We start from the raw sequence: 12860 nt of genomic DNA, 5'->3' as shown, positions 1-12860 counted from the left end.
TTTTCATCCTGTCATTCGCATGAAAGCCATCCGTATTCTCGCGGGCGGGCGACGCAGTTACGGCTGGTTGCAAATCGGGTCGGCATGATGTTTCCGGTCGGCAGCCTCGTTGCGTTTTCACCATGAAAAAAGGGCGCCGAAGCGCCCTTCTCCTGCATTCGCCGGCCGTGCTTACAGCGTGCGGCCGAATGCATTCCGATGCGAATGATGCGTGGACGTCGACGCATGCGCGGTATGGCCATGCCCGTGCGTGTGACCCCGGCCCGGCTGCGTGCCGGCGCGGTCGGCGATCGTATCGGAACGGTCGGCCGCGCGCGAGAGGCCCTTGTCGCGGTCGCCCGCGTGCATGCCGTTCGAGTTGCTCAGCGCCTGGCCGCTCATGTGGCCGCCGGACATGCCGCCCGCGTTGCCACCCGAGCCGCCAGCGCCATGACCGCCACCGTTGCCCCCGCCATTGCCGCCGGCCGCCGCATGGGCGGATACCGAGCCGAGCGCGAGCAGCGCGGCCGTCAGGACGGACAGATATCGTTGCTGTTTCATCTTGTGCTCCCTGGAGCGCGTTTGTGTGACTGCATTTTATGAACGCGCACAATTCGCGCTGCACGACGTTGTAAATGATCGTAACGACGCGTGCGGCACGCATTCGTCGGATCAATTCGGTGCGTGCATGAACGCGGGAACGGAGCACCGGAGCGACGCCACGGCATCGCCCCGGTGACGAGGTCGCTTACTGCGCCGCCTGCATGCCCTGCGCGGCGGCCTTGTGCTGCGCGGCCTGCTCTTGCGCCTGCTTCTTCGCCATGTGATGGCCGACGATACAGCCGCCGACCGCGCCGACCACTGCGTGGTGCCCCGCGTAGTGGCCGGCCACACCGCCGACCACCGCGCCCTTCATGCAGCCCGCCGCATGCGCGCTGCCGATCGTTGCGAGCGCAACGACTGCGGCGGCTGCGTACCGTCCGATGTACCGGATGGGATTCATGTGATCACTCTCCTCAGGTCGTCGTGATCAGTGCGCTCGTGAGCCGGTCGCGCTCAGTCCCAACGGCCGCGCCAGCCGCCACCGTCACGCCAGGCGCGCTCGCGCCACTCGTGCTCGCGCCATTCACGGCGGCGCCACTCGTGTTCACGCCATTGCCGCGCACGCCAGTCGTCATCGCGATAGCCGACCGGCGCGTACATCACCGGCGGAGGCGGCGCGACGTAGACGGGCGCCGGCGCCGTGTAGACGCCCGGCACGCCGATACCGACCGACAGGTCGACGTGGGCCGATGCGACGCCCGAGGCTGCCAGCGCCGCTACACCGAGAACTGCACCGAGAATAAGTTTCTTGCTCATTTCGCGACTCCCTGCACGTGTCGTGCGTCATGTGACTACGGTTCGGAGTCTAGGCACCAGGCGCTGACACAGGTGAAACGGGTATGCGAGACAGGTAACGGACGTTTACGAGTACCCGCAAAGCCTGATGGAGCAAGGCAAAGGCGGTATTCCACACACCGTTGCAGCGATGCATCGGGTCGGTAAAAAGGGGATTTTCGGCACGAAACCGGCGATCGGATCGCACCCGCCGGTGTGCATGGCGAGCGAACCGCCCTCGCCTTCGCGGCGCGAGCGGTTCGCGGCAATGCGCGTTACGCGCGGATATCGTCGACGCTGCGCAGCCAGTGGACGCTGAACAGGTTGTCCGCGTCGGTCCACACGGTATCGGGTTCGAACCCGGCGCGGCGCGCGATCGCATGAAAGCCGTCGATCGTGAATTTGTGCGAGTTCTCCGTATGGATGCGTTCGCCGGCTTCGAAACGGAACACGTGGCCGCGCACGTGCACGGTCTGCGCGACGTCGCTGACCAGATGCATCTCGATGCGCTGCCGCCCGCGATCGTAGAACGCGCAGTGCGAGAACGCGTCGACGTCGAAATCCGCGCCGAGCTCCGCGTTCGCGCGCGCGAGCAGGTTCAGGTTGAACTGCGCGGTCACGCCCTGCGCGTCGTTGTACGCGTGATGCAGCGTGCGCTCGTCCTTCACGAGATCGGCGCCGACCAGCAGGCCGCCGCCGCGCAGCAGCCGCGCCGCGTCGCGCAGGAACGTGTCGGCCTCTTCCGGCGAGAAGTTGCCGATCGTCGAGCCGGGAAAGAAGCCGATGCGCCGCCGCGGCGTCTCGGTCAGCGCGGCCAGTTGCTCGGCCTTCGTGTAGTCGGCCGCGAGCGGCGCGACGTCGAGCCACGGATAGGCCGCCCGCAACCGCGCGGCCGCGCCGTGCAGGTAATCGGCGGAGATGTCGACCGGCACGTAGCGCGCCGGTGCGTTCGCATAGTTGTCCGCGAATGCGTCGAGCAGCACGCGGATCTTCTCGAGCGAACCCGCGCCGAATTCGACGATGTCCGCATGCGGGCCGACGCGCCGCACGATCTCCGCCGCGCGATCGCGCAGGATGCCGAGCTCGGTGCGCGTCGGGTAGTACTCGGGCAGTTCGCAGATGCGGTCGAACAGCGCGGAACCGGCCGCATCGTAGAAGTATTTCGGCGGAATGCTGCGCGGCGTGCGCGACAGTCCGTCGATCAGGTCGCGCTCGAACGCGCTCGGCCGCGAATCGCGGGCGGGTTGCAGGCCACCGCTCGTGGCCGTCAGGTCAGACGTCTCGCGCAAGTCGCACTCCCGTGAATTGCCAGCGTGCCGCCGGCGGAAAGAAATTGCGGTACGTCGGCCGTTCGTGTCCGGGCGGCGTCGCGATGCTGCTGCCGCGCAGGACCTGCTGGCCGACCATGAACTTGCCGTTGTATTCGGCCGCGACCCCGGCGAGCGGCCGAAAGCCCGGATACGGCTCGTAGGACGAACGCGTCCATTGCCAGACGTGCCCCAGCATCTGCCGGATGCCGTCCGCCGCGAACGCGGTTTCCCATTCGAATTCGGTCGGCAGCCGCGCGCCGGCCCATTCCGCATACGCGGCCGCTTCGTAGAAGCTCACGTGGCACACCGGCGCGTCGGGCGCGAGCGGCTCGACGCCATGCAGGCCGAACGTGCGCCGCACGCGCGTGGCGGCCGCATCGTCATCGTCCGGCATCCAGTACGCGGGCCCTTGCCACCCTTCCCGCTGCACCGTGGCCCAGCCGTCGGACAGCCAGAACTCGGGCCGTGTATAGCCGCCGTCGGCGATGAATGCGGCGAATTCCGCGTTCGTCACCAGGCGGTTCGCGATCTCGTACGGCCGCACGAGCGCGGTGTGGCGCGGCCGTTCGTTGTCGAACGAGAACGCATCGCCATCGTGGCCGATCTCGACGAGCCCGCCCGGCTGCGGCAGCCAGCGCAACGGGCCGGCGTCGCCCGCGGCGAGCGCGCATCCGGCTTCGTCGCCCGTGCGCGGCCGGAATGCCGGGCGCAGCGGGTTGCACGAGAACGCATGCAGCATGTCGGTGACGATCAGTTCCTGGTGCTGCTGCTCGTGATGCAGGCCGAGCACGAGCTCGGGCGCGATCGCGTCGAGCAATGCCGCGTCGGCGCCGGCCAGCGCGCGCAGCATCGCGTCGTCGACGTATTGCCGGTACGCATGCACCTCGTCGAGCGACGGACGCGTGAGCAGCCCGCGCTGCGGCCGCGGATGGCGCGGCCCGAGCGCTTCGTAATAGGAATTGAAGAGGAACTGGAATGCGTCGTCGAACGGCGCGTAGCCGGGCACGCGACGCATCAGCACGACGGTTTCGAAGAACCAGGTCGTATGCGCGAGATGCCATTTGGTCGGACTCGCGTCGGGCATCGACTGCACGGCCTGGTCTTCGGCGGACAGCGTCGCGGTCAACGCGATGCTATGGGCGCGCACGTCCTGGTAACGGCGCTGAAGCTGGGATGCAAGGAGGCTCATCGGTTTACCGTTCACGTCGCGATTCGCTGCGTTGCGTTGCCGGAAAAGGGAAAGCCTTGCGCTCGAATGCGCGCGGCTGACGTGCGATTTGCTGCTGCGTCGTGGGGCAGCCGGCGCGCGCGCCGGGCCGCGGATGCGGCGTCACTTCATCTGCCCGTGCAGAACAGTATGGTCCAGAAATGTGAACGTCGCGAATCGGATTTCGGGTGAAACGAAGACGAAAGAAAAATGAAAGCATGCTTGGTGTGGGCGTCGCGCGTTTCATGCACCGTCGACGCCTGTCGTGACGGGGTTCGGCCGGCAGAGGCAATGCGCGTGCCCGCGGCTGCGTGCTACTGACGTCCGGTGACAGCCGCCCGGCGTGCGTGAAAGGTCGATGGCGCGCGTTCGTCGAAGGAGCGGCCTTATGCAGCCGATTCGTCAGTCGATATCGCGTCCTTCTCGGTGCCCTGCTCGACGGCCCTGCCCTTCGCTTGCCGTCGCTTTCTTCTCCGGCCGCAAAAAATTTTTCGCGTCGATGTCACACGCGCGGGGTGTTCGCTCGTCATATCAGCGGAACCCACACGAAAGGAGAAGGAACCATGACTGCGAAACTCAATCCGTTTGCCGCCGCCCCTGCGCTGATGAAGAGCTGGATGACCGTGTCGGTCGCCGCGGCCGGGAGCCTCGAGCCGACGCTGATCGAGCTGGTCAAGATCCGTGCATCGCAGATCAACGCGTGCGCGAACTGCCTTAACATGCACACCGTCGAGGCGCGCGAGCAAGGCGAGACCGAGCAGCGCATCTACCTGCTGTCCGCGTGGCGCGAAGCGCCCTGCTACACCGACCGCGAACGCGCGGCGCTCGGCTGGACCGAGGTGCTCACGCGGCTGTCGGAGGGCCATGCGGCGCACGAAGCGGCCTACGCGGCGCTGAACGACCATTTCAGCGAGGAAGAACAGGTGAAACTCACGGTGATGATCAACGTGATCAACGGCTGGAACCGGCTCGCCGTCGGCTTCGGGCTGTGGGTCGACCCGGCCGACGCGAAGGCCGCCGCCGCGAAGATGGTGGCTTGATGCCGAACCTCGACCCGGCCAGCGGCAGCGCCGACGAACGGGCCGACGCGGCGGCGAGCTTCGATCCGCTGCGTCGCACGCTGATCCGCGTCGCGTACCGGATGCTCGGTTACGTCGCGGATGCCGAGGACATGGTGCAGGAGGCGTTCATCCGCTGGATGGACGTCGACCGTACCGAGGTGCGCGTGCCCGAGGCGTTCCTGCGCCGCATGGTGATGCGCATGTGCCTCGACCAGCTGAAATCCGCGCGGCACCAGCGCGAGACCTATATCGGCCCGTGGCTGCCCGAGCCGGTCGTCGAGGAAGACGAACCGGACGACGTCACGCTGCCGCTGCTGCTCGCGCTCGAACGGCTCTCGCCGCTCGAACGCGCGGCGTTTCTGCTGCACGACGTGTTCGGCCTCGAATTCGACGAAGTGGCCACGACGATCCAGCGGGACCCGGCCGCGTGCCGGCAGCTCGCCGCGCGGGCCCGCACGCACGTGCGCGACGCGCGACCGCGTTTTCATGTCGAGAAGCAGCGCGGGATCGAGCTCGCCGAAGCGTTCTTCGCGGCGTCACGCAGCGGCGACATGCGCGCGCTCGGCGCGATGCTCGCCGAGGACGTGAGCCTGCATTCCGATGGCGGCGGCAAGCGCACGGCGGCCGGCAAGCCGGTATTCGGCTTCGAGCTCGTGATGCGGGTGCATGCGTACCTGGCCGAGCTGTTCGCGACGCATGCGTCGAAGCTCGTGCGGGCCGGGTTCATCAACGGGCTGCCGGGTTTCATCACGCTTGAAGCCGACGGCGAGCTGCAGACGACTGCGCTCGAGATCGACGACGGCAAGATCGTCGCGATCTATGTCGTGCGGAATCCTGACAAATTGAAGCATCTGCATTGAGGGCGGCGCGAGCATGCGCCGGGGGCGACGTGCGATATGAATGCATGGCGCCGGTGTCGCCCTCTTCTTTCTGCCTGCATTGCCGAGCGCCGGCTACCGCGATCAGTACATCGCGCCTCCGGCGTTGCCCATCATGAACAGCAGGACGCCGAGCAGCGGCGTCGCGACGGCGAAACCGGCCGCCGCCAGCCAGTTCGTGCCGCCTTGCGCCTCGAGCAGCGCGAGAAACGATTCGCGGGACGTCGCGTTCGGGCGCAGTTTTTCGATCTGGCGCTCGACGTGCCGCTTGTAGAGGCCGTTCCCGTACCAGCCGAGCGACACCGCGATCGCGATCGTGGCCGGGTCGAGCACGCTCGATTCGAAGTATCCCGGGAAGTACAGCAATTCGACCAGCGTGATGCCGAGCGTGACGGCGAGCACGGCGGCCGCCTGCCAATACATGCATCGATACGCCAACCAGACCGGGCCGAGAAAGCACGCGGCCCAGTTCCACGACTGCCGGCTCTTGCGCGAGTCGGCGATCGCCCATTTTCGTTCGAACCAGGCGGCGTTCTTGCCGACGTAAGCGGCGATTTCGTCGTTGCTCGCGGACGATGCGGCGGTCGTGACCTCGGACATGATCGTGTGCTCTCAGTCGCGCGGATCGCGCGTCGTTGTCTTAATGACGTGGAGATCGAGCGACGCGCGAAATCGCCGCGTCGATGCGCAGACGATTCTACGCGCCGTGCAGCGGCAGTTGTGTGGCGGATCGGATGGTCAATGACGATGCGATGCCGGGCCGCGTATCGCGCAACGCATCGAGGCTTCATGCGTTGCTTTGCGTTGTTCTGCGTCGTTTCGGACCGGAAAAGAAAAACGCCACGCGAAGTTGCCGCGTGGCGTTTGTATGTTTGGCGAGCCGCGTTGCCTGTAGGCAAGTTGTGCTGCCGGACCCCTTCATTTTGTTCGTTGGTAGGCTCGATTGGATTCGAACCAACGACCCCCACCATGTCAAGGTGGTGCTCTAACCAACTGAGCTACGAGCCTAAGAAGCCGCGAATTATAGAGAGGGTTTTGGAGGAGCACAACCCCCTTCGTGAAAATTTTTTGAATCGACGTGTGCAGTGGGCTGACGATCGATGTTGCCTCGCGATGCCGCGAGCGTGAGCTTCACCTGTTCGCATCACAGCAAAACGCGTCGATGTGATGCGGTGTTATCCACATTGCCCTCTGGATAACCGTCCGGGAAATCTCTGGATTCACAGTGGAACGATTGAGGATATGTCGGCGAGTCTGTGAATCGACGAAAAGTTGTTCTGTGCTGCCGGACGCTGTTCACGTCGCGCACCCAGGGTTATGCATTTCGCTTCGCGTTGAAAATTCAGTGCGTTACGGAGGTTATCCACTGTGGGACACAGCGCTTGTTAACTATCACTACGTATATATACGAACCCTGTTAACACCTTTGGATAAGCACAGTCCGTCGACTGTGATCCGCTCAGGATATGCACTGCGTACAGCGGCTGGATGAACGAAGCGGAACGCTGTGAAGCGCTCTAGCGATGCGTGAGCCGTCATGTCTGTAGAATCGCAGGCATCCCGAATGCAAAGGCCCGGCGAACGGGCTCACGGCAAATGACCGATGCTTTATCGCCCCGTCTCCAGGCACTCGATATCGATACGGTCGTACGCAGGATGCAGCACCATCCAGGCGACATCGTGTTCGAGCAACGCGTGTCGATACCGGAGGCCGAGGTCCTGTGTTGTCGCTACGAGGGCGAGCGATTCAACGTGAAGTTCGATCTCGACTACGGCATGTTTGTCGAGCGTGTTGGCATGCTGTCCGCCGAGGACGTCGCGAAGATCGTTGGATGGCTCACGAAGGAGGCAGGGTGATCACGGCAGACGATACGGGGCGAAGCGATCGATGAAGGCACCTGTCAATGAGATGCTGGTGACGGATATCGCAGGCCGCGTTGCGGTCGTCGTGACCGAGCTGGCAGCTGCCGCCGATGTGCTGAAGCAGTTGGGCTTCGCTCGACAATCCGAGCGCTGGGAACGCGCGATCGCAGACGATACCGACCGCCAGACACTCGTAGCCGCGCTCATCGATCTCGATGCGTTGTTTTCCGCAGGCCGTGACTGGAGCCCGCAGGCACTCGTCGAGTATTACCGGGAGATCGGTGTCGTTCGAAGTGGTTACCGTTCGGTTGCATGGCGCGGGCCGTCGCAATACGTGGTCGAACGACATGATTGAATCACGCGAGGCAACGCGATGACGTACACGGTCCTGATGGTGTCGCGCGGCGAAATCGTGCTGTCCGACGGAAAGCGGACCGTGCGGGCGCCTGGCGAGGCATTGTCGTCCGGCGTGGACAACGGTCCCGCATTCGTCGTCTATGTCGATTCGATGAAGTACGTCGAGCCCCAAGGCGATGGCGAGACGATCGATAACGCCACTCGCGAGGCGGTGATCTCGGCGATCACCGACTATTTTTTGTCGCGACGTACAACGGTTGATTTCGAATCCTGAGCCAGTCACGAAACCCGGGAAAGAGCGGGGTGATGCGAGCGGCGCTTGCAAAGGGAGCAGGTAATGGGACCGATCATGTGCCGCCCGCACGGACACGATAACGGGATCACGATATCCGCGGGCATTGCCGCGCGCATCCGGCAGTGCGGACAGTTTTCGCCCGGTGATATTCGGAGAACACGATGAGCACGTTGAATTTCGGCACGGTCGACCAGTGTTCGGTCACGCTCAACACAGCGACGCTGCTGGGCCTGAAGGCTGCCTACGAAGACTTTGCGGCGACCGGGCAGGATCTGCATAACTTCGAGATCTGCATCACGGATAAAAGGGCATCCACGGTGGACCCCATGCCAGATGACGATGTCATCACCATCACGTTCGTGGCAAAGCTGATTCCGGGCATGCGCGGACTGGGCAACGCAAACCGGCTCGGAAAGTCGATCCACTACGTCATCGCGCCGGAAACCGGCGAGATTCTCGGGAGAGTTGGGACGAAGTGACCCGACGCGCGAGCGGCGGTGTGTGGATAACCGGCGCACGATCCAGTTGAAACCCTGTGCATCCAACCGGTGAGCGTCCCGGTTTCGATGGGCTCGTTGGCCTGAATGCGTTGCCCGGCAAGGCTTTGCCGACCATGAAAGAGGGCAGCGAACGAATCGGCGGCGACGTCCGGACGTCGAATGCCGTGTGGATATCGTTGACTCGAAGCCACTCGAAACCGGCTGCATTCAACGGGTGAGCGTAGTCGAACCCGGCGAAGACGATCGGTCAATCACCCGGGTTGTGGATATCGATGGCCAAAACAACGAGAAACGCTGTGCATGCCAAAGGTGAGCGAACCCATCGAAGTCAGCATGCAGCACCATCAGGAGAGGTGTGGATATCCCGTTCCGCGGCGACTCGAAACCCTGTGATTTTAAAGGTGAGACTGCCGGAGGAGTTTCGATGTGAATAACAGCCGAGGAAAGTCAGTCGAAACGCTGTGCATTCGAGTGGTGAGCGTGCACCCGTTCAAGCCGGCCGAGCCGCGCCACAAAAGGCGCTGGCGGCCATCGCCGACCACCAGTCGGGCGCGCGCATCCTACCACTTCAAGTCTGCTGATCGAGCGCCTGCACGACCGCCTTCTCGCCAAGACTCCCCGCCGGCCCGACCACCGCATAGTTGAGCCCGTTCACCGAGCCATACCGCGCCAGCAGCGCGCCATCCACCCGTTGCCCATTCGGCAGCAGCCGATGTTTCGATTCCGCCGGCCGGAGATAGAAGCTCAACGTCCGTCCCGCGTCATCCTGATAGAGCACCATCGCAGCAGTAGCGCCGCTATCCGTCGTGAACAGCCGCCCACCGACCGGCCTGAACCCCGCTGCGCTCAAATCCGGCAGCTTCGCCGATGCGCCCACGCCTTTGGTGAGCCACCCCTGCAAATCGCCCGCACCGCTCGGCCGGTAATCGACCTTGGCCGTCCGATCGACCACCATCATCTGGTAAGCCTTGACCGCATCGCTCATCGGCGCGATGGGCGGCGGCGCGTTCCACCCGCGCGCCTGCCACCCGCCGAACGTCCCGAGCCCCACGCAGAACACGAACGAAGCCGCCATCGCGAACCGCATCCTCGAGCGCTCGGCCCGCCGGCCGCGAATCGTCGCTGGGTCGAGCGCCGGGTTGTCCGCCGGCATCCGCACGCTCTCCAGCGCAGCCCGCAACCGCTGCGCGTCCTGCTGCCATTGCTTCACCTGTTCCGCGCGCTCAGGATGCAGCGCGAGATAGCGCTCGACCGCGGCACGCGCATCGTCGTCGAGCTGGCCGTCGACATAGGCCTGAAGGTCATGTTCGTTCGGAGGGGTGTTCATTTCTTCATCAGCCGCAAGGAAGGAGCAGGAAGTTCGCCGTCGCTGAGCTGGCGCAGCGCCTGGCGCGCGCGGGAGAGCCGCGACATCACCGTGCCGATCGGCACCTCGAGCAGGTCGGCGACTTCCTGATAGGTGAAGCCTTCGACCGCGACGAGCAACAGCAGGCTGCGCTGCTCGTCCGAGAGCCGGCCGAACGCTTCGAGCGTCGCGCGCGCCGCGAATTCGCGTTCGGCGGATGGCCAGTGCGCTTCGTCGTCGTCGCGAATGCGGCCGAGCAGCCAGCTGTAGCGCTTCGCGCTGCGTTTGCCGTCGAGAAATTGCCGGTACAGGATGGTGAAGAGCCAGCTGCGCAGCGATGCGTCGTCGCGGCGGCTCGTCCAGCGCGACAGCGCGCGCTCGAGTGTCGACTGGACGAGGTCGTCGGCCGCGTGGACGTCGCGCGCCAGCCAGAGCGCGAAGCGTCGCAGCCTGGGGATGAGTTCGCGCAATGCTTCGTCGTCGAGGGCGGTGGAGGGCATGGCCGGGCCGGTTGCCGAAAGGGTCGTAGATGCCGCGTAGGACGCCGGCCGGCATCGGTTATTCCCTCCAGCATACGAAAAAATTCTTCATGGAATAAAGCGGCGTGGGGGGCGTCCTACGCGCGTTCGACAATGATCTGACGATCGGGAGTGCATTCATGAAGCAATCTTCTTCTTCGCCGCAGCGCGAGCCCGGGCGCGGCTGGTGGCGCTGGGCCGTGATCGGCGGCGCGGTGGCCGGCGTGGCCGCGGCGTTCGGGTATGCCGGCGGGTGGCTCGCGCCGGCGCGTCTGACCCCGCACCGGCTCGTCGACGCGCTGCAGACCAACAGCGGCGTCCATCCCGGTTACCGGCGCAATCACGCGAAGGGCGTGTGCGTGACCGGCTACTTCGAAGGCAACGGCGCCGCGAGCGCGTATTCGGTCGCGCCGTTCTTCAAGGCGGTGCGCACGCCGGTGGTCGGGCGTTTCGCGTTGCCGGGCGGGAATCCTTATGCGCCGGACAGCAGCGTGCCGATCCGCAGCCTTGCATTGAAGCTGACCGCGCCGGACGGCGAGCAATGGCGGACCGGGATGAACGCGATGCCGGTGTTTCCAGTGGCGACGCCGCAGGCGTTCTACGAGCAGACGCTTGCGACCCGGCCCGATCCGAAGACGGGCAAGCCGGACCCGGCGAAGGTGAAGGCGTTCTTCGGCGCGCATCCGGAGGCGGGCGCGTTCCTGCAATGGGTGAAGGGTGCGAAGCCGAGCGCGAGCTACGTCACCGAAAGCTATTACGGGCTGAACGCGTTCTACTTCGTCGACGCGGCCGGCAAGCGCCAGGCAGTGCGGTGGCGCGTCGTGCCGGAGCAGACGGCCGGCGCCGGCGATGTCGCGACGGCCGCGGACCCGAACGTGCTGCAACAGGACGTGACGCAGCGCATCGCGGCCGGCCCGCAGAAGTGGAAGCTGCTGGTCACGCTGGCGGAGCCCGGCGACCCGGTGGACGACGCGACGAAGATCTGGCCCGCGCAGCGCACGACGATCGATGCGGGCACGCTCGTGCTCGACCGCGTGGAGGTGCAGGACAGCGGCCCGTGCCGCGACGTGAACTACGACCCGACGGTGCTGCCGCAGGGGATTCAGTTGTCGGGAGATCCATTGCTGGCGGCGCGCTCGGCCGCGTATGCGGATTCGTATCTGCGGCGCACGAGTGAAGAGGCCGGCGTGGCAGGCGTGGCGCGAGTGAGTGGGGAGGGACGGTGATGAAGGCTTCGACGACGTTTAGTTTGCCGGCGCGGGTGCTGCACTGGGTGATGGCCGCGATGATCCTCGCGATGCTGTTCATCGGGGTGGGGATGGTGGCGTCGGTTTCCGGGCGGCACGAGATCCTGGTGGCGATTCACAAGCCGCTGGGTGTGGCCGTACTGGTGCTGGTGTGCGTGCGAATCGTGGTGCGGATGCTGTCGAAGCCGCCGGCGTTGCCCGACGATCTGCCATGGTGGCAGAAGGTGGCCGCGCACGGGTCGCATCTCGTGCTGTATGCGCTGATGGTCGCGATGCCGCTGATCGGCTGGGCGATGCTGTCGGCGGGCGGATATCCGGTGACGCTGGGCGGCGGCGTGCAGCTCCCGGCGCTGGTGTCGGCTGATCCGGTGACGTTCGCGTGGCTTCGGGTTGCGCATCGCGTGCTGGCCTATCTCTTCTTCCTGACGTTCCTCGCGCACTTTGCCGCGGCGCTGTATCACGGGCTGATTCGGCGGGACGGCGTGGTGAGGGCGATGGTGGGGCGGTAATCGACGGAGGGTTGTGTTCGATGCGGTGGGGCTGTTCACGGGCGACCGAGACTGCGCCTGCCGTGTCGCTTATATATGAGCACTAGGAGGTGCTCAGCGGTCCCCGCCATACCATGTCAAAAATATTTCACAAAAGGGGTTGCGGAGACCGGGGCGGATGCATAGAATCACGCCTCTTTCGCGCTAACGGAAACACGGCGCGGGGGAAGAAGAGGGAAGCGGGTGCTGTTGAAGTCGGTTTTATCGATTCCAGTGCGTGCGAAATTAAACCGCAGTCGTCGCAACGAAGTAGTTAAAAAAGTTGTTGACGAGTTTCAAAAAACGGTTGATAATCTCGCTTCTCTGCTGCTGAAAACGCAGCGCTGCTGAAGGGTTCAGATCTCTCGCAGAAATGCTCTTTAAAAATTAACAGCC

At 64.8% G+C, this 12860-nt stretch carries 16 protein-coding genes and 1 tRNA gene; 8 read left to right on the top strand and 9 right to left on the bottom strand.

Annotated elements, in window-relative coordinates; all coding sequences use genetic code 11:
• Positions 1–171 precede the first annotated feature (171 nt).
• The 5 genes from AP428_RS13610 to egtB form a co-directional block, all read right to left on the bottom strand.
• Positions 172–540 carry a hypothetical protein gene (locus AP428_RS13610; RefSeq protein WP_054928192.1) on the bottom strand — a complete coding sequence of 123 codons (369 nt, stop codon included), beginning with the start codon at positions 538–540 and terminating at the stop codon, positions 172–174.
• Positions 541–727: 187 nt separating this feature from the next.
• Entirely contained in the window at positions 728–982 is a 255-nt protein-coding gene (locus AP428_RS13605; RefSeq protein WP_027812181.1) for a hypothetical protein, read from the bottom strand.
• Positions 983–1035: 53 nt separating this feature from the next.
• A complete protein-coding gene (locus AP428_RS13600) occupies positions 1036–1338 on the bottom strand; it encodes a hypothetical protein (RefSeq protein WP_006477218.1) in 303 nt (100 codons plus the stop codon).
• A 293-nt stretch (positions 1339–1631) separates the two neighbouring features.
• Positions 1632–2645: an L-histidine N(alpha)-methyltransferase gene (egtD, locus tag AP428_RS13595; RefSeq protein WP_054928191.1), complete on the bottom strand. Its 1014-nt coding sequence runs from the start codon at positions 2643–2645 to the stop codon at positions 1632–1634.
• On the bottom strand, positions 2629–3855 hold the full coding sequence (gene egtB / locus AP428_RS13590; protein ID WP_027809612.1) for an ergothioneine biosynthesis protein EgtB: 1227 nt from the start codon (positions 3853–3855) through the stop codon (positions 2629–2631). Before egtB ends, egtD begins: the two co-directional genes overlap by 17 nt.
• Positions 3856–4436: 581 nt before the next feature.
• Here egtB and AP428_RS13585 point away from each other — a divergent pair.
• A complete protein-coding gene (locus AP428_RS13585; RefSeq protein ID WP_054928190.1) occupies positions 4437–4913 on the top strand; it encodes a carboxymuconolactone decarboxylase family protein in 477 nt (158 codons plus the stop codon).
• The gene (locus AP428_RS13580; RefSeq protein WP_054928189.1) at positions 4913–5794 is read left to right on the top strand and encodes a sigma-70 family RNA polymerase sigma factor; all 882 of its coding nucleotides are present in this window, start codon (positions 4913–4915) and stop codon (positions 5792–5794) included. Before AP428_RS13585 ends, AP428_RS13580 begins: the two co-directional genes overlap by 1 nt.
• A 102-nt stretch (positions 5795–5896) precedes the next feature.
• Here AP428_RS13580 and AP428_RS13575 read toward each other — a convergent pair whose 3' ends face one another.
• Entirely contained in the window at positions 5897–6412 is a 516-nt protein-coding gene (locus AP428_RS13575) for a DUF2628 domain-containing protein (RefSeq protein WP_027812177.1), read from the bottom strand.
• Positions 6413–6743: 331 nt separating this feature from the next.
• A tRNA-Val gene (locus tag AP428_RS13570) sits at positions 6744–6820 on the bottom strand.
• A gap of 588 nt (positions 6821–7408) precedes the next feature.
• On the opposite strand from AP428_RS13570, the gene AP428_RS13565 reads away from it, so the two are divergent.
• From AP428_RS13565 to AP428_RS13550, 4 genes are all read left to right on the top strand, one after another.
• The gene (locus AP428_RS13565; protein ID WP_054928188.1) at positions 7409–7669 is read left to right on the top strand and encodes a hypothetical protein; all 261 of its coding nucleotides are present in this window, start codon (positions 7409–7411) and stop codon (positions 7667–7669) included.
• A gap of 31 nt (positions 7670–7700) precedes the next feature.
• On the top strand, positions 7701–8030 hold the full coding sequence (locus AP428_RS13560) for a hypothetical protein (protein ID WP_054928187.1): 330 nt from the start codon (positions 7701–7703) through the stop codon (positions 8028–8030).
• 18 nt (positions 8031–8048) lie between these two features.
• Entirely contained in the window at positions 8049–8306 is a 258-nt protein-coding gene (locus AP428_RS13555; RefSeq protein ID WP_011544485.1) for an Imm74 family immunity protein, read from the top strand.
• Positions 8307–8488: 182 nt separating this feature from the next.
• On the top strand, positions 8489–8806 hold the full coding sequence (locus tag AP428_RS13550) for a hypothetical protein (protein ID WP_054928186.1): 318 nt from the start codon (positions 8489–8491) through the stop codon (positions 8804–8806).
• Between the two features lie 589 nt (positions 8807–9395).
• Here the strand turns inward: AP428_RS13550 and AP428_RS13545 are convergent.
• On the bottom strand, positions 9396–10154 hold the full coding sequence (locus tag AP428_RS13545) for an anti-sigma factor (RefSeq protein WP_027809620.1): 759 nt from the start codon (positions 10152–10154) through the stop codon (positions 9396–9398).
• Positions 10151–10672, bottom strand: coding sequence for a sigma-70 family RNA polymerase sigma factor (locus tag AP428_RS13540; RefSeq protein WP_011544488.1), 522 nt, complete (start codon positions 10670–10672; stop codon positions 10151–10153). The genes AP428_RS13545 and AP428_RS13540 overlap by 4 nt, the downstream gene beginning before the upstream one ends.
• Positions 10673–10830: 158 nt before the next feature.
• Between AP428_RS13540 and AP428_RS13535 the strand changes: the two genes are divergently transcribed.
• Positions 10831–11916, top strand: coding sequence for a catalase family peroxidase (locus AP428_RS13535; protein ID WP_054928221.1), 1086 nt, complete (start codon positions 10831–10833; stop codon positions 11914–11916).
• Complete coding sequence (locus AP428_RS13530) at positions 11916–12446, top strand: cytochrome b (protein WP_172843425.1); 531 nt, start codon at positions 11916–11918, stop codon at positions 12444–12446. Before AP428_RS13535 ends, AP428_RS13530 begins: the two co-directional genes overlap by 1 nt.
• Positions 12447–12860 lie beyond the last annotated feature (414 nt).

The organism is Burkholderia sp. E168m22 (assembly GCF_001319805.1).
In the GTDB taxonomy this organism is placed as follows: Bacteria; Pseudomonadota; Gammaproteobacteria; order Burkholderiales; family Burkholderiaceae; genus Burkholderia; species Burkholderia orbicola.
The sequence above is the reverse complement of the archived record's forward strand: the minus strand, read 5'-3'. Positions and strand labels throughout refer to the sequence as shown.

Coding starts and splice junctions, on each gene's coding strand:
- AP428_RS13610 (WP_054928192.1), bottom strand. CDS start 540: ATGAAACAGCAACGATATCTGTCCGTCCTGACGGCCGCGCTGCTCGCG.
- AP428_RS13605 (WP_027812181.1), bottom strand. CDS start 982: ATGAATCCCATCCGGTACATCGGACGGTACGCAGCCGCCGCAGTCGTT.
- AP428_RS13600 (WP_006477218.1), bottom strand. CDS start 1,338: ATGAGCAAGAAACTTATTCTCGGTGCAGTTCTCGGTGTAGCGGCGCTG.
- egtB (WP_027809612.1), bottom strand. CDS start 3,855: ATGAGCCTCCTTGCATCCCAGCTTCAGCGCCGTTACCAGGACGTGCGC.
- AP428_RS13585 (WP_054928190.1), top strand. CDS start 4,437: ATGACTGCGAAACTCAATCCGTTTGCCGCCGCCCCTGCGCTGATGAAG.
- AP428_RS13580 (WP_054928189.1), top strand. CDS start 4,913: ATGCCGAACCTCGACCCGGCCAGCGGCAGCGCCGACGAACGGGCCGAC.
- AP428_RS13575 (WP_027812177.1), bottom strand. CDS start 6,412: ATGTCCGAGGTCACGACCGCCGCATCGTCCGCGAGCAACGACGAAATC.
- AP428_RS13565 (WP_054928188.1), top strand. CDS start 7,409: ATGACCGATGCTTTATCGCCCCGTCTCCAGGCACTCGATATCGATACG.
- AP428_RS13560 (WP_054928187.1), top strand. CDS start 7,701: ATGAAGGCACCTGTCAATGAGATGCTGGTGACGGATATCGCAGGCCGC.
- AP428_RS13555 (WP_011544485.1), top strand. CDS start 8,049: ATGACGTACACGGTCCTGATGGTGTCGCGCGGCGAAATCGTGCTGTCC.
- AP428_RS13550 (WP_054928186.1), top strand. CDS start 8,489: ATGAGCACGTTGAATTTCGGCACGGTCGACCAGTGTTCGGTCACGCTC.
- AP428_RS13545 (WP_027809620.1), bottom strand. CDS start 10,154: ATGAACACCCCTCCGAACGAACATGACCTTCAGGCCTATGTCGACGGC.
- AP428_RS13540 (WP_011544488.1), bottom strand. CDS start 10,672: ATGCCCTCCACCGCCCTCGACGACGAAGCATTGCGCGAACTCATCCCC.
- AP428_RS13535 (WP_054928221.1), top strand. CDS start 10,831: ATGAAGCAATCTTCTTCTTCGCCGCAGCGCGAGCCCGGGCGCGGCTGG.
- AP428_RS13530 (WP_172843425.1), top strand. CDS start 11,916: ATGAAGGCTTCGACGACGTTTAGTTTGCCGGCGCGGGTGCTGCACTGG.